This is a genomic window from Rhizobium sp. BK176 (assembly GCF_024808055.1).
In genome coordinates this window covers 1,203,080-1,220,687 of the sequence record NZ_JANUBV010000001.1, presented here as the reverse complement: position 1 = coordinate 1,220,687, position 17,608 = coordinate 1,203,080, and the positions used below count along the sequence as shown (strand labels likewise).

The window sequence follows — 17,608 nt, the reverse complement described above, 5'->3', positions numbered from 1 at the left end:
ATGCATTCAATCATCAGTTTTTTCACGGGCGCGGGTTTCCTCGACCTCGGTTTCGAAAAGGCGGGTTTCACCGTCGACATGGTCAACGAGTTCGACCCGGAGTTTCTGCGCGGCTACCGTCATTCGCGTGAAGGCCTTGGTAGTCCCGAGCCGTTCTATGGCCATCACCTCGGTAGCGTCGAGGAGTTCCTGTCGCCTGAATTCGGTGACCGTCTCGAGCGCATCGTCGCCGACATCCGCGCTCAGGGCAGGAAGGTCGGCTTCGTCGGCGGGCCTCCATGTCCAGACTTCTCAGTGGCCGGCAAGCAGGCTGGCTTCGAGGGCGACAACGGCCGCCTGTCGCAGGTCTATGCCGATCTGATCCTAGCCATCAAGCCTGACTTCTTCGTGTTCGAGAACGTAAAGGGGCTGTGGAGCACGAAGGTCCACCGCGAGTTCTACGACCGCATGAAGGCAGACTTCGTCGATCGTGGCGGCTACGTCCTCAACGACCGCCTGATCAACGCCATGTCCTACGGCGTCGGCCAGGACCGCGAGCGCATCTTCCTCGTCGGTACCCTCGATGCCGATCCGGAAGTCCCGTTCCGCTGGGACGATGAAATGGTGCATACGGCGGACATGACGCGGCTTCCGTGGCCGAAGGAACGCGATTTCAATCCAGGTGTCATCGAAGACGAACCAGAGGAAAGCGGCTTTCCGGTCGAACTGACCGTCGAATACTGGTTCCGAAAGAACAATGTCCTCGGCCATCCGAACGGCAACATGCATTTCGTCCCCAAGTCCGGACGCATCACGCAGGTGCCGGAGGGCAGCACGAAGGCGAAGTCCATGAAGCGCCTGCACCGTTGGCGTTACAGCCCGACGGCGGCCTACGGCAACAACGAGGTGCATCTGCATCCGTACCTGCCGCGCCGCATTACCGTCGCCGAAGCGCTGGCAATCCAGTCGCTCCCGGCCGAGTACGCGCTGCCGACCGACATGCCGCTGTCGAAGTGCTTCAAGACGATCGGCAACGGCGTCCCTTTCCTCGCGGCTCTCGGGCTGGCGAAGACGATCAGCCGATATCTCGTCGAGCAGGACGAGCGCAGGCCGATGCTCGAGGCGGCGGAATGAACGGCGAAAAGCCGACAGTATGGCGGACGGTGCGGCGTAACATCGTCCGCCTCATATGCGATCCCGTGGTCGCTTTGTGTTTGTCGCTGATGGTCACGCTGCCTGTCGCGAGCGCATTCTCGACCGATTTCGGCTCCGCGTACACCAATACGGGCGTTGCCGTTCTCGTCGCCACGATCGTGGCGTTCATCGCTTCGGTGGTGGGCAAGGCCAGCGACAAGGACTAACCGCCGTAGGCTGAGAAATACTCTGTAAGGACGCGATCGACGAGCAGTTCTGTATCGGTATGAAGTCGAATCTCGGTGCGGGCATGGTTGTGCCACGCCCAGCTTTTCAGACTTTCCGGCGCGATCTTGTTATAGGACCGCTCTGCCCCGAGCCAATCGGCCACCATTTCACGAACGGCCCATTCGGGCATGGGAAGCGGCTCTCCCGCCGGAATGCTCGACTTCGAATGCGCGCTGACGGGTACCCAGAATTCGTGATGGTGCGGATTAAGCTTATGATGGTGGTTCCAGGCGAGCGCAAAGCCGATCGGATCATCGGCAGCACCGAAGAGATGATTGGCATAGAACGGCAATTCGGCCGGCGTGAACTTCGTCCAGTCATGGATTACCAGACGCCAAAGCGGAGCTTTCGTCCTGAGGCCGTAGCGGAAGACCCACCATTTGTGGTTCAGCGTCTTGAGGATATAGCGGAGCTTTGGATTCATGGGCGTGCCCTCGGATGAACTGCGATCTTATCCCTGCTTTCGTCGAATACAAGACACCAAATCGGGTCATGTATTCGCTTTCCTTTTCGTTTGACTGCGAGAGGAGGCGTGGGCATAGTCGAGTCCGCAATTTAGGGAGACCGCATGACAATTTCCGCGAACGATCCGATCGAGGTTTCAATTCTGGACATCGTCGGCGGCCCGATCTGGGTTTCCACTGCCGACGGCCAGAAGGTGTTCGACGCGATTTCGTCGGCGCTTCATGCCGGGAACCGCGTTTGCGTTTCCTTCGCGGGCCGGGAGCAAGTCATCACGGCGTTCCTGAACGTGGCGGTGGGCCAGCTCTACTCGGGCGCGTTCAACTGGGCAGACTTGGGTTCCAGACTGACGTTCGTCGACTTCGGCGACGGCGATCTCGGGAAACTCGAGATGGTCACGTTGAACGCCAAGCGGTTCTTCCAGCAGCGCCAGCAGGCCCAAAGCCTCTAATCTCCCTTCGGGCCAAAGTTGCCAGACATCATCGACGGTATTCGACCATGAAGCCGTTCGAGTTCCTTTCGAAGAAATCGTCGGTCAGGTTCTGATAGGCGGCCTGGTCGTAGTCTCCATACGCCTTGAGGAAGCAGGCCGTGATGGCCTTGACCGCGAGATAGCCAGTCATGGCGTTGGCAGGATTAACCTCGGCGTCCTTGGTGAAAAGGTTAGGGCCGCCCTTTCTGACCATCGCGAGATGCTTGTAGCCCGGAGCGGAAAGGCTGAAGGCCTTCGACCTCGTTTGCCAGTCCTGTCCCGTGAAGTCGTCGTCGCCTTCCGACAGCATGTGGAGCATCGGCGACGTGACGTTTTTCCACGATTGATCGTCGAGGCCCATGATCCCGGGCCCCTGCGTCGACATGCAGATGCCCGCGAAGAATCGGTCGTCCCTGAACCGCATCTTCTTGCCGTCGGAAACCGCCACTTCGGTTCCCATGATCAGCTGTGTCGTGAACGCTCCGTAGCCGTGGCCCGCCATGACGACCCGGTCCGTGTTGAGCTCGAAGCCGCTCGTGTCGGCGATCTCCTGCGCGATCTCGATGCACTCGACGCAGCGGTCTACGCGGTTCTTCCACGCGGTCGGGTCTTCCAGCAGCTGGGCGACGTTCCATTCGGAAATCGATCCGGGTTTCTGGCTGCGCAACGTCGGACCGCTTTCCAGGATCGCGTCGTCGTGGAGAGGGGCGGCGACGACGAAACCGTGGCTCGTCCAATGGAACAGCATGTCCCGATAGCTGAGCGGGTCGGCCAGCGCGCCGTGACTGAAGATGACGAGACGCGCGGACTTCATTCCCTTTGGCATGAAGAAGTAATAGCGGGCGCTGTCGCCGTTGAAGACGTTCGGAGAGGCGGGGTGGAGGTACGGACCGTCCTGAGCAAGTTCGGACATGCGCCGCGTGACGCCGTCGAGCGGCGGGCGGATGATGGCAGGAGCGTCCTGTGCCGACGCCTTGACCGCTCCGAGAGCCATGGCTCCCGATAGTGCGAGAAACCCGCGTCGACTGATCATTGGTCTTCGCTCCCGAAATCGATGCCCTCGTAAGGCAGGTCTATCTTCGTCCACAGATCGGGGTCGGAGAGGATCGCCTTTGCGTAGGGATAGACGCCGATCCCGCCGATCGCCAGGGCGTTGAGACCGATGCGCTGCAAGGCGCTTTCCATGGTCTCGGCCGAAACGCCAGTGGGACGTACAAGCGAACCCCTGATCTCCCAGGCTATTCGCGAGGCGACGAGGCAGATCGCGAGGTCCTGGACATTGGCCGTGTCCGGAAGGTTGAAACCCGGGGATATGAAGGAAATCGACGTCACGTGAGGGTCGAGGCAGGAAAGAACAGTTTCCGCCGGCGGGATTTCGAGGTCCATCGCGACAAGCATGTCGAAAAATACCGAAGGGATTCCCTTCTGGTCGAAAATGGCCTGTGTCTCGATCATTACCGAGCGGTCCGGGTGCAAGTCACTGGAATATCTGATTCCTCCCCGATACCAGCCGAGCAGCGCGTCGCTCGACAGCGCCATCCAGACCGCGCGCGAGGCTTCGCTTGTCAGCGGAACCGCTCCTGGGATGTGGACATCGCTTTCTGCCTGGTCAATCATAGTCGAAATCATGAATTAGCGCCTCTCGTTGTTGATATACTGACCCCAGCACAGCGAATGCGCAATACGACGAGAGACCCGCGAATGGCGATCAAAGAGACGATTGTTTGAGATGACGAAACTCGGAAATCATGAGGTGAACCGCGGAGCGTTCACGAGGATCGCCATGACGCTGGGCCTGACTGCCGCGGTCTGTCCTCTCGTCTCTCTGGGCCTGCCTGAAGAAGCTATGGCGGCCCCGGTCGCGACGCCCCTCAGGCTTTTCAACCCGCATACGAAGGAAAAGTACGACATCCAGCTTTTCCAGGGTTCCCAATGGAACTCGATGGGGGTTCTGTCCTGCGACTGGATGATGCGAGATTGGAGGGAAAACCAGACCGTGCGCTGCGACCGCAAGCTCTATGCGGCGCTCTACGTCATCCAGCGGAAATACGGCGTCGTCAATCCGCTCAGCGTCAACTCGGGGTTCCGCTCGGTTAAAACGAATATGATGCTTCGCGGCAACTCGATCGAAAAGAACGGCGGGGTCAGCTGGGAAACGCCGGCCGTCAACAGCCAGCACTGCAAGGCGCGCGCCGTCGATTTCGTCGTTCCTGGCGTCGAGCCGCGCGAGGTCGCCGCTTACGTCGAGTCTCTCGGCCTTGGCGGTACGGGCAACTACCCGACGTTCACCCACATGGACACGGGTTCCGTCCGTCGCTGGGGGCCGAAGCCGTGATGTCGCCGGCGCTTGCCGACCATTTTGGCGCGTGAGACAGTCGGTAAATCAAAGACCCGGCATGCGAGCATGAGAGCAAACAAGAGGTTACCCGCGGGAGACGCTGCCGAAGACGGCCATCCTTGCGAGGTGGCGATCGCCTTCAAGGACGTGGTCATCCGCTCCGACATCGCCGACGAAGTTCCCGCCGATGTCGTCGATCTCGCCATCCAGTTCGCCTGGATCGGAAAGGCGGTTTCCCGCACAGAGGGTCTCAACGAATGGTGCCTTTCGGGCATCGATCCGAACACCCGCGAGATGGTCGCCGCCATGGCGATGGACAGCCTCGCCCGGGAAACGGCGATCCAGCACGCCGTAAAGGGAAAGGCCGCGCTCGGTCTCGAAGACAGCCTTCGCTCTATCAGGGCGAGCCAAGGGTTCCGGCATGCGATCAAGGTCGTTCAGTCCGTCTGCGGACGCAATCCGTCCATATCCGACGTGGAACGGCTATCGGACCTCGCCGACATTTCGTCGAGGCTCTCTGACACCAAGCGTCTGGCCGCCGCAAAGGCGGCGACGGCCGTGGTCAGTCTCGACGCATTCCGCAAACACAGGAAGATCGCCGGGTGAATGCTGACGGGATGATCAACGTCGGCGAGCCTCTCCCGCGCATCGCGGCGTGCAGGGCGTTGCCGGATTTCGGGCTCGAGGTCATGTGGACGGAAGGCGGCATCGACATCGTCGACGTCTACCCGGCCTTGGCGTCAAGGCGGATGTTCGAGCGGGTTCGGTCGTCGGAGCGCGTCTTCTCGAATTGCGCCGTCGGCGAGGACGGAACCTGCGTCGCGTGGCCTGACGGCGCGGAACTGTCGGCGGCGTGGATCGCAAGACTTGCCGAGGACATTCCAGCTAACCGACCGTCAAATACGATGCGAATGTAATTGACGTCTTCAATTCCCTATTGAAGACGTCCGATATTGTGGGTAGATGTGGCCGAGTTCCTTCAATACGGGTGTGTCCATGTCAATTGTCGCCAGTGTTTACTTTGCAGTCCCGGTCTCCATCGATGACTGGATGAAACTGGCGTTCGCGCGCGACATCAGGTACAGCCCGAATACGGTCGGGCAAAGCACGTTCTACGGCGGCGGAGCGGAAGTCAGCCTGGCTGGCAACGGAACCGTAGGCCGGCGGCCCGACGGCAGTTTTGACTGGATGTCCGCCAAGCCTCCGCTCTCGTTTTCCAAGGTTTCGCTCACGCTTATGCGCGGTGCTGACGTCAACACGTACGTCGAAACGGTCAAGGCCGTTTACCACGAGCTGTCGGGAGCCCACGTCACCAGCGATGTCGAGCTTGAGAGCTTTCTGGTCGATCTTCCGATCGTAAGCCCTATCGACAAGTATGACGCCCTCTTGCCGACCGACGTAGTCGAAGGCTGGGCCTTTGTCGACGACGGATACGAGGCGAAGGTGCAATCCGGAACCGCGAGGATCGCCCGTGACGGCGACCTGTGGAGCCTCCATGTCGAAGGTATCCTGCGGGCCAAAGTCAGGGAGCTGAACGACGGTTTCGCCTTCGCGGGCCGCTGCGATTGGCGTTACTGGCACGGCGAGCGGCCAGAGCAACCAAAGCAGAAACAGGCCGCTCTTCCAGGTCGGTGACGGGTCGGTTGTTCCTTTCCAGGCCGGAATCCACTATTGAAGGATAGCGGTTGCCGCCAAGTGGAATGGAACATGGATCAAGTCGTAGACGGCGTATTGAGTGTTGGCAAGGACTTCCTCAGGGGGGAACGCGACCAGTATTACAACGACTACACGATCGCGTTCTGGCGCGAGCTTTTCCAAAACAGCGTCGACGCCGGAGCGACGGACATCTCCATCGACATCGAGGAGAGGCAACCGAGGCGTTACGGCGGGTTGGGCGGGCCGGAAAAGGTCACCAACATCTGCTTCACCGACAACGGCCACGGCATGACGGCCGGGGTGTTGAACGACGTCTACTTCAAGATGGGCAGCTCGACCAAGAAGGACGACGCCGGTTCCATCGGCGGTTTCGGCCGCGCCCGTATCATGACCTGTTTCTCGCAGGAGAGTTATTCCATCCTGACCAAGGACCGCTTCGTGAGCGGTGACGGCCCGAAATTCGAACACGGTTCCGTCGCCCAGCAGGTCGAGCTTCTTCGGAAACGCCGCGAGGCATTGGTGGGGATCGAGGGCGAGGCGGCGAAAATCGATCTCGCCGGTATCGACAACGACCTGTCGCTTTTGACCGACCCGTTGTCCGGAGCCACCAAATGGTCGGGCGGCGAGGGATATTACGTCGATCCGGTGACGCTGAAATCCAAGTGGCAGGATACCGGCGGCTTTCCGGGATGCCGTGTCGAAGTCGACATCGACCCGACACCGCCGAAGGTTTGGTCCGCGCGTGCCGGATCGCTCGAAAACATGAAGAACGCGCTTCGGGAGTACATGTCCGAGAGCCAGTTGCCCTGCAACGTCATCATCAACGGGAAGACACCCGAGGAATTCTACGGAATAACCGACGGGAAACTGCAGGCGCGCAAGGGGCCCGTGCGCCGCGTCCTCTCTGTCGAGGGGCCGGACGGCAAGGTGGAGTTCGCCACGATCCACACCAGCGAAGGGAAGAAAGCCGGTTTCAAGGGGAGCCTGATCGTCCGCGTCAGCGGCGCGTCGATGTACAGGAAAGAGATTCAAGGCCTTGAAGCGCAGGTCATCGTCGAAATAGACCCGAAGGAGTCGCGCAACGCGTTGAACGCGAACAGGGACGGCCTGAGGCGCGAGTTCGGCCGCGAGGTCGACAAGCTGATCACGGACCTCACGCTCGATACGGACACCGCGCTCCGAGACAAATCCGTGAAGAAGGAAGAGGTCAAGGGAACCAAGGGCGGGATCGTATCCCGCGCTCCCGACCTCGCTGCGCCGATCGTCAAGAAGCTGTCCGCCGCGGAAGAGGCGAAGGTGAAGGAGCGCATGGCGACAGCGCCAAGGGTCACCAGCTACGAGGCGCTTCGCAACATCGGACTGAATCAGGACATGGTCGAGACCCTGTTGGAGAAGACCTACTACGGCGAAGGGTTCCTGTCCCGACATATCGCGGATCAATATGGCGAGAAGGACGAGCTGGAAGATCAGCTTTCGAAGCTCCGGGACGGACTGTTCGAAGAGCGCCGCAAGGTAGACTGGTTCTTCGAGAACGCGGGCGACCTCGCCAGGAACTGGGTTCTTTCGGGGATTTCAGTCGCCTTCGAGGAGGAAAAGGCCGCGCGCCAGAAAGAACTGGACGAGCGGATCGAGGGTGTCCACGACATCTACATCGCGATGGAAAGCTCCAACGCGAAGACGAAGGCGGCGGCACGGCGACACCATCCCAGGAACTGGGATGTCAAAACGGGCGGGGGAAAAGCGATGCGGTCGCTCCTGTCGGTCTGGACGGCGGCGTGCAAGGTATCGATGGAAAGCCTTTTCAGCCTGCGCCCCGCCATGTCGTCGGTGACGTGGTCGACAGGGTTTGTCTACTCCCTTCCGGAACAGGTCTACCAAAGCGACAAAGCAAGGCAGGTCGCGATCGAAGCGCTGAACGTGCGCCTGGAAGACGGAAACTTCCGTCTCCTGATCAATCCTGTCAACGAAGACGGGACGCTCCGGTTTTCCCTTTCCAACGAACGGGACCTGCGCCGTATCCTGGCGCTGGCCAAGCATGAGGTGGCCCATGTCCTCGAGAGCTACCACAACGAGTCGTTCGGCAACCTCGTCACCGACCTCGATGCCGAGGTCGACCAGAAGGTCGCCTTCAAACGCATGAAGGCCGAGTTGGCGGCTGTCACCGCAGCATATGCGGAAGGAAGAGCCAAGGTCCACGCGCTGGATAACGGTCCAGGTCCGAGGCCGGCGGAACGCCTGCTCGCCGGCGCTCTGCGCAACAACCGCGACGCCGCGGCGGAAGCGATGGAGTACCGTGGTGGCGGTGTCTACGAGGTGGACACCGACGGTGCCTACGCGCGACTTGTCGAGCGCGACGACGTCCCCGATGATGAGAACAACAACCAAAATGCCAGGCGCTACGGCGGCTGAGGGAGAACGCACATGGGCAACACGGTCAAGGTCACATACTACGGCGACCTGAGGGGAAATTCGCAGGTCATCGACTTCGTGGCGCAGCCCGAGGTTTCTGTCGTATGGGAGCCGGCGCTTGCCGACATCCAGCAGAAGAACATCCACGGTCTCATGACGCTCGCCAACATCTCTCCGTCGGCGTGGCGCAAGCACCTGATTGAGCATTTCGGCTTCGACGTCCTTGCTCCGACGCCGGAAGCGCTGGGTCGCGTCGGCGTGGCCCCTGAACGGATCGAATCCGCCATGGGGATGGCGCTCGAGCAGAAGGAAAACTGGGAGATCGAGCGGAATATCGACGATCTCTGGTTCTTCGACGAAGACCGCCATCCAAACCTGTCGCCGGCGCAGGTCTACGAGGTGCTGGCCGAAACGGGAGCCCGTGGAACGCCCGTGATCAGCTTCCAGGCCGACGAGGACGAACTGCTAACTGCGCTTGCGGAAGACAACATCGTCAGGATCAAGGGCGAGACGGGAGTATATGTCGGGTTGAGCGATCCGATCAACGGCTACAACTGGTCTCCGGAATCCCTGACGACAGAAGTCTCGTTCCGTCCGTCCGCGCGCGGTCTCGTGGTCTTGGGCGATGATCATCTCTGGGAATATGTCGACGCCGACGCATACGCCGCCACGGTGACCCACGAGGCGGCACCCGAAGTCAGGCTCTCCTCGCGTTCAGAGGAGACATCCAGGCTGAAGCCGCCTGCGATCCGCGACGAACGCCGACCGGTGGCAGCTGCGAGCGCGGGGCCCAAGTTTTGAGAATCAGGCATTTTTCCTCGACGCAGCTCCACAACGCGCGCAGGAACAGGATCGATCCCTCGGAAATCATCAAGAAGCTTTCCGCCAACGGTGCCGATGTCTGTGCCGTTGGCGGCGACTTCTTTCCCGACCTGGTGTCGTCGATCCGCGAGCTAGCGAGGTCTTGCCAAATGCGCAGCCAGATGCTGCTCAATTGTTCGAAGGGTCTTCTCGCCCACTCCGCCGGGACCAACATATTCACGGGCGAAGCCCAGCTCGGCAAGACGTCGGTCCTGTCAAACGGTCTCGGCCATCCCAAGATCGAAGGTGGGAAGAGCAAATTCGAGAACCCGACGTTCGATTTCGACCGGGTGTTCGAGGCTGTCCCCAAGCCAAAACAGGCAAAAGCACTCGGCATACGAAAAGGGCGGCATCGAGCCGCCCTTTTCGTGTCTGCTGAGGGATTATAGATCAAAGGCGAGGGCCGTTGGACGCTTCCGCCTTGGTGGTGGCAGGGACATCGGCCAGGAACTCCAGTACCACCGACTTCGCCTGATCGAACGTGCCGTAGAACTGGTAGGGTTCGACCGCGCCTTCCCGGTTTTCGCGGTTTTTCACCCTGAGCGAGTAGACCTTGCGCTCATCGGTCTCGCCGTTCTCACCGTTTTGGTCGAAGGCGATTTCGGCATAGTGTCCGCTGTCGAGCGGTGCCGTGCTGCGCCAGACGCCTTCCTTGTACTGAACCCAATCGGACAGCTTTGTTCCATTTGTCTCTGTGTCGAGATATTTTTGGACGAAACCGTACGATTTCTCGGGATTGTCTTTGAACCGGGCGTCTCCAACGAGCTTGCCGTCTCTGAGATCGATCAGGACGGGTTCCTCGACGGAAGTCAGGAAACCCGAACCGTTGACGAAGTGATGAACGCCGATTTGACCGCCGGTGGCGATGAAGCTGTTCTCAAATTGGCCCTGCATGATTTCCTTGGCGCTGACGCGGCCGTACCAGGTGCCGACACCGCCGTATGTCGCGTTGTCGAGAATGTATTCGAAGGACTCCAGGGAAACAGCGGAAGGACGGTCGATGTCACGGCATGATCTGATGACGTCCGCCATCTCCTGCGAGCGGGTGCTTTCGGAAAGCCAGTCCGGGATTTCCGCCTCCGATACGTCGTTGCCGTTGAAGACGTCGCACGCAAAGCGCCAAGCCTGCGCGTTTTCCAGGAACTGTCGACGGCGGTAGTCCGATACGCCATCACCGAACGTCGGGTTGGTGAGATCGTGTCCGCGCTTCGCCTTGTAGTACTCGACGAACTCCACTGGGGAGATGTTGAACAGCTTGAACTGCAGCATCAGAGCGCGGTCTGCGATGACGGTGTCGCTCTGGCAGGTGTTGTCCATATGGCTTGAAGCGATGTCGTCGAGATATCCACGGGACATATAACCCTGAATGAACGAAATCCTCGCGAAATCGCGGCGCTTGAAGAAGTCGGCCGGCGACGAGGTGTCGGTTTCCGACATCTGCTCCTCGACCGTCTCGATGACGTGCTGGAGGACCGTCTCACGGAAATCCACGTCGGCATGCGAGTCCTCGATACCAGCATCCGCCACAAACGCATCGAGGAATCCGGCGATCAGCGAAGTGGTGCTTTTGACGCCATCGCAAGCACGGAAGTATTGGCTCGGGTTAATGTCGAAGTCGTTCTCGATCATGAAATCGACGGCTTTTTCGACGCTCTCGTCGAGCGCGATACCGATGACCTTGTCGATCGTAGACTGGTCGACATCGCCGTCGCGTTCCCATGCGCGGAAGTAAAAGGAGGCGGCATGAGCCTTTACCGCCGCAGCGACGGTTGCGTCGGCGAGGAACGCGCTGGCCACCGCTTCGAAGTCCTTGTTGTCTCGAAAATCGATTGTGACGTCGGACTTGCCGATGGTGAACTGCATGGTGGTCTCCAAGATAGGGTCTACCCTGGAAACTACCTTCGCGTCACGAAAGCAACAACGCTCTACGGTCTGGGCGCGTCCGCCGACGTGTTCGCGGGAACCGACAGAAGATCGGGATCGGTGACGCGCCATTTCGAACTCCGCTCACCGGTGGCGGGATCGCGGTAGTCGGACACGGTGACCCCCATTCCGGCCAACGTCGTCCGCAGCGCGTCGGCGGACGCCCAGTCCGCGGCGCGGACGAAGGAGGACCGCTCGTCGACGAGCGCCTCGATTTCCTTGCGCTGCTCATGAGACAGCCGCGGGGCGGGCCGGCCGAGACCGATCAGCGATGCCGACGCCGAGAACGACTCGAGCGCGTCGCCGCTCTTGCCGGCTCTCTGGGCCAGCGCGTGGAGTTCTCTGATCGCGCCGACCGTATCGAGGTCGTTCGATAGGAGGGAGAGGACGTGCGGATCGGGAGACGCCTCGGTTTCCTCGACCAACGGCCAACCGTTCACGAGGTTCTCCGCCTCAAGCAGGCGACGGGCGGTGAAATCGAGCGGCTCGCGATAGGAGGTCATCAGCATGGCGAGACGCAGGATACCGCCGTTCCAGCTGCGGCCAGCGTAGCTATCCGTTCGCAGGAGCTGGTTCATCGTGATGAAGTTGCCTTCCGACTTCGACATCTTGCGGCCGTCGAGCATCACGAAGCCGTTGTGAATCCAGTAGTTCGCCATCACGTCCGTGCCGTGGGCGCAACGGGACTGTGCGATCTCGTTTTCGTGGTGCGGGAAGATCAGGTCATGTCCCCCGCCGTGGATGTCGAAGGTCTCGCCGAGGTAGCGCTTCGACATGGCCGAGCATTCGATGTGCCAGCCTGGGCGGCCACGCCCCCACGGGCTGTCCCAGCCCGGTTCGTTCTCGCTCGACGCCTTCCAGAGGACGAAGTCGGCGGCGTCGCGCTTGTGGTCGCCGACGGCAATGCGCGCGCCGCTGCGGTGGGTCGAGATATCCCGACCGGAGAGGCCGCCGTAGTCTGGCATCGATCCGACCGCGAACAGCACCTCGCCGCCGTGGACGTAGGCGTGACCGCGGCCGACGAGACGCAGAATGATCTCCTGCATCTCGGCGATGTTGTCAGTCGCGCGCGGCTGATGGGTCGGATCGAGGGTGACGAGCGACTCCACGTCGGCGCGGAAACGACCCTCCGTCTTCTCGGTGAGCTGGCGGATCGCGTCGTTGAGCGGAATTCCGGGATAGTCACGGGCCGCGCGCTCGTTGATCTTGTCGTCCACGTCCGTGATGTTTCGCGCGTAGGTCACGGCATTCTCGCCGTAGACGGACCGCAGGAGCCTGAACAGGACGTCGAACACGATCACGGGCCTCGCGTTGCCGATATGGGCGTCGTCGTACACGGTCGGTCCGCAGACATACATGCGTACGTTCGCGGGGTCTTGCGGTGCAAAGACCTCCGTAGAGCGAGACATGGTGTTGTGGAGTCTGATGGTCATCGTTTTTCCGTGCGGATCGAGGTCTATATTTGTCGATGCCACACGCAGGTCGAAACTGCAACTTAATTCGAGACTTAACCTTTCGAGAAGGACGCATGCGGTAACCACTTGCAAGTGACATCGGTTTCATGCTGAGAGAGGCTGTGTTGAGGGACTCGGTCGTTCTTTCCTTCTACGTGGCTGGGAGCCGGGAAGCCACGATTCAGGGCATCCCGGATGGAGACTACACACGGTCCAATACGCCACGGGCGAGGCGCTCGACCTCTACTGCAAACAATTCGCCAAACTGGACTGGGCCGAAGAGTTCCCGGGCGCGCAGTCTCTCCGCACCGAGCGCACGACGACCGAGATCATCACGAGCGTTCTTTCCTACACGCTCTACGAGGTGGCGGGCGGAAACGTCGAGCCGCAGACAATCTCCGCCGAAGCCTTCAACAGGCCCTAGTCATCCAAGGTAATTGAAGACTTGATGGTCCGTCGGCCGGGTCTCGCCGAATGCGCCCCTGAATGGGCTGAGGCGCAAAAGGCGTTGGCAAAGGCGCTGACGGACGCCTATTGCGACGATTGTCTTCTAGCTTCAGCCGAGGCCGGCGATTTTCCGCTGTGGGGTGGCAACACGCGAAGTGGCCGCCTTGAACTCGTCGGTCGTCATCGACATTCTTCCCTCGAAGCTCCGTACCGTGGCGGTCGGCCTGAAATAGAAGCCGCCGTCGATTTCGGCGCTGGCCGCCACCTCCAGTTCGCCTGCCGCGTCGGCGTGGACGCTGACCATGCCGCCGACCGTAACGCCCTCTGCGATATAGCGGACGGACGAGTCCCGCAGCATGAGGTTGCCGCCTACGGAAAAGCCCGCGGGAACCTCTTCGAGCTGCTTGGTGCCGCCGACGAACAGGCCGCCACCGATCGAAAGACCGGCCGGCAGATGGGTCAGGGCGGTGTTGGCGACCATCAGGCTTCCCTTGACGACGATGTCGTCCGGAATCTCGTGGACGTCGGCCTGTGTCAGGTCGAGATCGCCGTCGATCACCAAGCCGCGCGGCAACACGACCTTGCGGCATTGCTTGAGGACGAGGTTGCCGCGGATGTGCAGGTTGTCGGGCAGGTTTCCGAGCCACGAGCCGTCGCAGTACAGGCCGCCGAAGACGAAGTCGGGCGAGATGTCCGGCAGGTCCAAGCCCCGCGCGTGGATATGGCCGGAGACGGTTCCGGGTTTTGAGAGGATTTCCGTGAACGTCTGGTCGAGAACGAGATCGCCGTCGACTTTTATACCGCACGGGATGCGGATGTCGCCATCGTCGCCATCGTATCCCTGCAAGGACAAGGTACCCTCGAACTCGGCTCCGTCGGGAATGTCGGAAGCGTGATGAACGATGGCGTCCTTTCCGATGACGAAGCCCATCGAGATGGTCTCGGGACAATTCACGGCCTCGGCGGCGATGAAAGGGGCCAGCAGTTGCAGGTATTTCGAGATGGGAAGCCTGTTCTGCTTTCCGGAAAGCTGGATAAGCTGCTTGCTCACCATGTCGAGTTCTATGGTCGCGTGCGGTTTGTTGAAACTGTCGCGAAGCGAGAAGAGGCCCCGCCGGTCGTCCGCGAGATGATGATCGTAACCCCCGAGGCCGACGCAATGCTGCATGGCGGTGGATTCGCGGTCCAGCGCTCCTGGCGTGAGCAATCTGACGACGCTGAAACCGTCCGCGAGTTTCATATGCAGACGCTCGTCCCCGGGGAGGGTGATCTTCGTCTCGATCTTCTGCATCTTCTTGGCGAATGCCTTGTCGGCTTCGGCCTTGAGCTGGTCGATCGAATGCATTTTCATCAGCTTCAGGGGGCGGTCTTCCGCGTCGACGCGCTTCAGCCATTCGTCTCCGTCAACGAGGGATGAGGCCAACCAGTCGATGATGTGACGGATTTCGACGAGGTAGGCATCGAAGACATCGCCCCAGTTGCCGTCCTTCTTGTGGTGGCGGAACAGCACGCGGCCGATCCCGATCACCGCGAGTCTGGCGACATCGTCGTTGTCGGTGAGCCGCAGGAGCGTTTCTGAGATGTTGTATTTGACGAGGTCGTCGCCCTGTAGCTGCCCGGACAAATGTTAGACCCTCGGGGCTGGGGAGGCGGGCTTCGCCTTGTTGGCATCCAGTCCATACAGCATGTCGCGGTCCAGCAGTTTGTTGAGCTTGGCTGCCATCACGGTGATCGGCGATGCCTTCAGAGGCCATTCCGATGCCTTCAGGAATTCCGAGAAGGCGTCGTCGTCATCGCGCAGCGTGGCGCGGAGGTCGACGAGGTGGTCGTCCCAGGCTTTGGCGATCATGTCCATCGGATAGTCGGAATCAAGCGGTTCGATGCTCGCGAACCAGGAGCATGCGATACGGGTGTCAGTAGAAAACTCCGTCGCGCCGGGATAGTCCATGACGGCCCGCGCCATGTCGCAAACCGCGTTTGCGTAGATCGCGAACTCGGCGTCCCGCACGGCATCGAGCTTGGCCGTGTCCATAAACTTGTAACCGCCGTTGATTCGGGCGTCGCATCCGCCGTTGCCGTCGATCATCACATCGGAACCCGCCTCGCTCGAAATCACGGCATCGCGGATTTCGGTAGCGCTCTTCGCGAGGTTGGCCGGGAAGGATATCAACCCTTGAGTCCAACTGGACACGGGATCGAAACGTCGGCCGCCCAGGTCAAGAACGATTTCTCCGTAGCGGTCATCCATGACAAGGCGGGGCGACGTCGAACGAGAGAAGACCATCCCGGTTCCGTTGTCAGCCGCGTAAAAGATGTTGTCAAAAGCGGCATCTACATCGCCGCGGATGCGCTTGCGCAGCGCATCGATGCCTTGTTCGTAAGAGTTGGATTGAGCCAGGGCGGCGACACCCTCCGAGAAGGCGCGCTGGGCGTCGTCGATGATCAGGTTTCTAATGTAGTCCGGGTGATGGACGAAGTGGGAATGGTATTCGCTCCCGCCGACGACGAGGCCGGGATCGCCGAATCTGGCAGGATCGGAATAGCGACAGAAAACATGGTTCGTAGCGTCGCCTTCCTCGTCGAAGGTCGTGACCGAAAGCGCGAAGGAAAGCTCCGCCCGGTTATGGACAAGGAGCTTCCTCGTCACGTCGATTTCGAGAGTGGCGACTTTGGCGGGTCCGCCGTCGGCAGGAATCATGGGGGCCGACAGCAAGGTCTTGATAGCGAGGGGAAATTCGCTCGCATGACCCTTCAGCGCGATCGCTCGGTGGGCCGCGAACAGGCGAACCTCGTCCGCCTTGACGCTTTCGGGGTGGACCCAGCGGGTTTCTATTCTTCCGATATCGCGGTTGACTGACATATCCGATCATATCCCTGGCTTTTGAAAATGGATATCTTTAGCGCGGGCAAGTGACAACGACAGGATGGTTGATCTTCAGGCGGATGAGGAGGTACGGTCCGGCTGATTTAAAGCCAGGTTCCGGCTGATTGAAAGTCGGCGCGTGACCAATTGAAAGTGAGATCGTGACCGATTGAAAGAGGTGATGTGTATGACGGACGACTCCGAGCGCATGCGGGAAATCGCGAGAGAGATAACCGAACGGTCCTTCGCCTTGCCGCGATGGGAGCCAGGCGACATCGTCGCTCATCCCGACGGGTATCCGGTGAAAATCCTGTCGGGAAAGCTATGGGAACAGTTCGCCGATGGTGGCCAGCGTCTAGTGAACCATTGGCACTGGAGACGGGTCGACGCACGAGGAGAAGAGGTCGGGGCGGTCGTATCGGGAGAGGGGTGGCCTAGCGATCCATCGGTCGCCCACCCTTCAGTCGGTCACTGAGCGAGCTGCGTCCGCTTTCGAACCGCGCGGAAAAAACCGCTTGAAGACGGTCACGTCGCGGGCGGAGGTGTTCCTTCCAGCGACGGCATCCCGATGCATCTCGTCGAGCGTAAATCCGAGCTTCGGTGCCGAAAGTGCATAGATGGCGTCGATTTCGGCATCGGACAGCGTCACGGACGGAGCGTGGCGGACGTCGTATTCGGCTTGGGTAGGCTCCTCGGCGTGGTCGGGATGGCCGACCGCGAAGGCGAGCTGGCGGGCGTGAAGCCACTTCGCGACACGACAGTATGTTTCAACGTCCTGACCTACAGCCCGCGCGTACCATTCTGTCTCGCTCGCTCTGTCCCAGTCAGGTTGGGTCATGTCCTCCATTCTCTCGAGGGGGAAGGGCGGCAGCGCAGTTTGAGATGACGCACGGTTCCACATCGTCTGGAGATGGGCCGGAGCGTCGGACGCTATCACATTGCCGAGTGCCAGAAGGATTTCGACGGGAATGACCGATTCCGAACCCAAGTCGACCTGATGATCCGTGAATCTGAACGAAACCTCGTGGCCGTCCCTGACGAAGTGGATTTTACCCTCGGGCAGGTATCCAGCCAACATGGACAGGTCCATCATGAACTTCGATGCTGGAAATCCGGCATAGGGGCCGGCAATCTTGGGCCAGAACGTGATCAGCGCAGACAGAAGCGAGTCACGGTCGACTTCGACCATCTTATTGGGGAAGACCGCGATCCACTCGGCCCGTCGGCGTTCGACAGTGATACCCAAGCTCGTTTTACCGTCGGCACGTCGTATCCTGACGTCAAACGGATGCGTCCCGATGATGTAGTCAAAGTCTTCCATT

Annotated in this window: 19 protein-coding genes; 11 read left to right on the top strand and 8 right to left on the bottom strand. The window is 60.4% G+C overall.

Annotated features, from left to right (window positions below; translation table 11 throughout):
- On the top strand, window positions 1-1,113 hold the full coding sequence (locus tag FHT76_RS06680; RefSeq protein ID WP_259185012.1) for a DNA cytosine methyltransferase: 1,113 nt from the start codon (window positions 1-3) through the stop codon (window positions 1,111-1,113).
- On the top strand, window positions 1,110-1,340 hold the full coding sequence (locus FHT76_RS06675) for a hypothetical protein (protein WP_259185011.1): 231 nt from the start codon (window positions 1,110-1,112) through the stop codon (window positions 1,338-1,340). Before FHT76_RS06680 ends, FHT76_RS06675 begins: the two co-directional genes overlap by 4 nt.
- Here FHT76_RS06675 and FHT76_RS06670 read toward each other — a convergent pair.
- Window positions 1,337-1,825 carry a DUF5662 family protein gene (locus tag FHT76_RS06670; protein WP_259185010.1) on the bottom strand — a complete coding sequence of 163 codons (489 nt, stop codon included), beginning with the start codon at window positions 1,823-1,825 and terminating at the stop codon, window positions 1,337-1,339. The two genes, FHT76_RS06675 and FHT76_RS06670, sit on opposite strands and share 4 nt — an antisense overlap.
- 144 nt (window positions 1,826-1,969) lie before the next feature.
- Here FHT76_RS06670 and FHT76_RS06665 point away from each other — a divergent pair, with 144 nt between their 5' ends.
- The gene (locus FHT76_RS06665; protein ID WP_259185009.1) at window positions 1,970-2,314 is read left to right on the top strand and encodes an STAS-like domain-containing protein; all 345 of its coding nucleotides are present in this window, start codon (window positions 1,970-1,972) and stop codon (window positions 2,312-2,314) included.
- Window positions 2,315-2,342: 28 nt separating this feature from the next.
- Here FHT76_RS06665 and FHT76_RS06660 read toward each other — a convergent pair whose 3' ends face one another.
- Window positions 2,343-3,368, bottom strand: a complete 1,026-nt coding sequence (locus FHT76_RS06660; RefSeq protein WP_259185008.1) for a hypothetical protein — start codon at window positions 3,366-3,368, stop codon at window positions 2,343-2,345.
- Window positions 3,365-3,964, bottom strand: coding sequence for a hypothetical protein (locus FHT76_RS06655; RefSeq protein WP_259185007.1), 600 nt, complete (start codon window positions 3,962-3,964; stop codon window positions 3,365-3,367). The genes FHT76_RS06660 and FHT76_RS06655 overlap by 4 nt, the downstream gene beginning before the upstream one ends.
- Window positions 3,965-4,064: 100 nt before the next feature.
- Here FHT76_RS06655 and FHT76_RS06650 point away from each other — a divergent pair, with 100 nt between their 5' ends.
- The 7 genes from FHT76_RS06650 to FHT76_RS06620 all read left to right on the top strand — a co-directional run bounded on the left by FHT76_RS06650 (window position 4,065) and on the right by FHT76_RS06620 (window position 9,988).
- Complete coding sequence (locus FHT76_RS06650; RefSeq protein ID WP_259185005.1) at window positions 4,065-4,670, top strand: DUF882 domain-containing protein; 606 nt, start codon at window positions 4,065-4,067, stop codon at window positions 4,668-4,670.
- Between the two features lie 69 nt (window positions 4,671-4,739).
- The gene (locus FHT76_RS06645) at window positions 4,740-5,279 is read left to right on the top strand and encodes a hypothetical protein (RefSeq protein ID WP_259185004.1); all 540 of its coding nucleotides are present in this window, start codon (window positions 4,740-4,742) and stop codon (window positions 5,277-5,279) included.
- A complete protein-coding gene (locus tag FHT76_RS06640) occupies window positions 5,276-5,590 on the top strand; it encodes a hypothetical protein (protein WP_259185003.1) in 315 nt (104 codons plus the stop codon). Before FHT76_RS06645 ends, FHT76_RS06640 begins: the two co-directional genes overlap by 4 nt.
- Window positions 5,591-5,669: 79 nt before the next feature.
- The gene (locus tag FHT76_RS06635; protein ID WP_259185002.1) at window positions 5,670-6,308 is read left to right on the top strand and encodes a hypothetical protein; all 639 of its coding nucleotides are present in this window, start codon (window positions 5,670-5,672) and stop codon (window positions 6,306-6,308) included.
- Window positions 6,309-6,380: 72 nt separating this feature from the next.
- A complete protein-coding gene (locus tag FHT76_RS06630; protein ID WP_259185001.1) occupies window positions 6,381-8,738 on the top strand; it encodes an ATP-binding protein in 2,358 nt (785 codons plus the stop codon).
- Between the two features lie 12 nt (window positions 8,739-8,750).
- Window positions 8,751-9,539: a hypothetical protein gene (locus FHT76_RS06625; protein ID WP_259185000.1), complete on the top strand. Its 789-nt coding sequence runs from the start codon at window positions 8,751-8,753 to the stop codon at window positions 9,537-9,539.
- Window positions 9,536-9,988, top strand: coding sequence for a hypothetical protein (locus FHT76_RS06620; RefSeq protein WP_259184999.1), 453 nt, complete (start codon window positions 9,536-9,538; stop codon window positions 9,986-9,988). Before FHT76_RS06625 ends, FHT76_RS06620 begins: the two co-directional genes overlap by 4 nt.
- 1 nt (window position 9,989) lies before the next feature.
- Here FHT76_RS06620 and FHT76_RS06615 read toward each other — a convergent pair whose 3' ends face one another.
- The 4 genes from FHT76_RS06615 to FHT76_RS06600 all read right to left on the bottom strand — a co-directional run bounded on the left by FHT76_RS06615 (window position 9,990) and on the right by FHT76_RS06600 (window position 16,283).
- Window positions 9,990-11,462 (bottom strand): hypothetical protein, encoded by a 1,473-nt coding sequence (locus tag FHT76_RS06615; protein ID WP_259184998.1) that lies wholly within the window; start codon window positions 11,460-11,462, stop codon window positions 9,990-9,992.
- Window positions 11,463-11,524: 62 nt separating this feature from the next.
- Window positions 11,525-12,955, bottom strand: a complete 1,431-nt coding sequence (cysS, locus tag FHT76_RS06610; RefSeq protein WP_259184997.1) for a cysteine--tRNA ligase — start codon at window positions 12,953-12,955, stop codon at window positions 11,525-11,527.
- A 577-nt stretch (window positions 12,956-13,532) separates the two neighbouring features.
- The gene (locus FHT76_RS06605; protein WP_259184996.1) at window positions 13,533-15,047 is read right to left on the bottom strand and encodes a PcfJ domain-containing protein; all 1,515 of its coding nucleotides are present in this window, start codon (window positions 15,045-15,047) and stop codon (window positions 13,533-13,535) included.
- 3 nt (window positions 15,048-15,050) lie between these two features.
- Window positions 15,051-16,283, bottom strand: coding sequence for a hypothetical protein (locus tag FHT76_RS06600; protein WP_259184994.1), 1,233 nt, complete (start codon window positions 16,281-16,283; stop codon window positions 15,051-15,053).
- Between the two features lie 190 nt (window positions 16,284-16,473).
- Between FHT76_RS06600 and FHT76_RS06595 the strand changes: the two genes are divergently transcribed.
- Complete coding sequence (locus FHT76_RS06595; protein WP_259184992.1) at window positions 16,474-16,761, top strand: hypothetical protein; 288 nt, start codon at window positions 16,474-16,476, stop codon at window positions 16,759-16,761.
- Here FHT76_RS06595 and FHT76_RS06590 read toward each other — a convergent pair.
- Window positions 16,747-17,607 (bottom strand): hypothetical protein, encoded by an 861-nt coding sequence (locus tag FHT76_RS06590; protein WP_259184990.1) that lies wholly within the window; start codon window positions 17,605-17,607, stop codon window positions 16,747-16,749. The two genes, FHT76_RS06595 and FHT76_RS06590, sit on opposite strands and share 15 nt — an antisense overlap.
- Window position 17,608: the final 1 nt, after the last annotated feature.

Bases quoted from the DNA above. Each gene is read 5' to 3' on its own strand.
- FHT76_RS06670 (WP_259185010.1), bottom strand. From the start codon at position 1,825: ATGAATCCAAAGCTCCGCTATATCCTCAAGACGCTGAACCACAAATGG.
- FHT76_RS06680 (WP_259185012.1), top strand. From the start codon at position 1: ATGCATTCAATCATCAGTTTTTTCACGGGCGCGGGTTTCCTCGACCTC.
- FHT76_RS06645 (WP_259185004.1), top strand. From the start codon at position 4,740: ATGAGAGCAAACAAGAGGTTACCCGCGGGAGACGCTGCCGAAGACGGC.
- FHT76_RS06635 (WP_259185002.1), top strand. From the start codon at position 5,670: ATGTCAATTGTCGCCAGTGTTTACTTTGCAGTCCCGGTCTCCATCGAT.
- FHT76_RS06595 (WP_259184992.1), top strand. From the start codon at position 16,474: ATGACGGACGACTCCGAGCGCATGCGGGAAATCGCGAGAGAGATAACC.
- FHT76_RS06660 (WP_259185008.1), bottom strand. From the start codon at position 3,368: ATGATCAGTCGACGCGGGTTTCTCGCACTATCGGGAGCCATGGCTCTC.
- FHT76_RS06665 (WP_259185009.1), top strand. From the start codon at position 1,970: ATGACAATTTCCGCGAACGATCCGATCGAGGTTTCAATTCTGGACATC.
- FHT76_RS06655 (WP_259185007.1), bottom strand. From the start codon at position 3,964: ATGATTTCGACTATGATTGACCAGGCAGAAAGCGATGTCCACATCCCA.
- FHT76_RS06650 (WP_259185005.1), top strand. From the start codon at position 4,065: ATGACGAAACTCGGAAATCATGAGGTGAACCGCGGAGCGTTCACGAGG.
- cysS (WP_259184997.1), bottom strand. From the start codon at position 12,955: ATGACCATCAGACTCCACAACACCATGTCTCGCTCTACGGAGGTCTTT.
- FHT76_RS06675 (WP_259185011.1), top strand. From the start codon at position 1,110: ATGAACGGCGAAAAGCCGACAGTATGGCGGACGGTGCGGCGTAACATC.
- FHT76_RS06630 (WP_259185001.1), top strand. From the start codon at position 6,381: ATGGATCAAGTCGTAGACGGCGTATTGAGTGTTGGCAAGGACTTCCTC.
- FHT76_RS06590 (WP_259184990.1), bottom strand. From the start codon at position 17,607: ATGGAAGACTTTGACTACATCATCGGGACGCATCCGTTTGACGTCAGG.
- FHT76_RS06615 (WP_259184998.1), bottom strand. From the start codon at position 11,462: ATGCAGTTCACCATCGGCAAGTCCGACGTCACAATCGATTTTCGAGAC.
- FHT76_RS06625 (WP_259185000.1), top strand. From the start codon at position 8,751: ATGGGCAACACGGTCAAGGTCACATACTACGGCGACCTGAGGGGAAAT.
- FHT76_RS06600 (WP_259184994.1), bottom strand. From the start codon at position 16,283: ATGTCAGTCAACCGCGATATCGGAAGAATAGAAACCCGCTGGGTCCAC.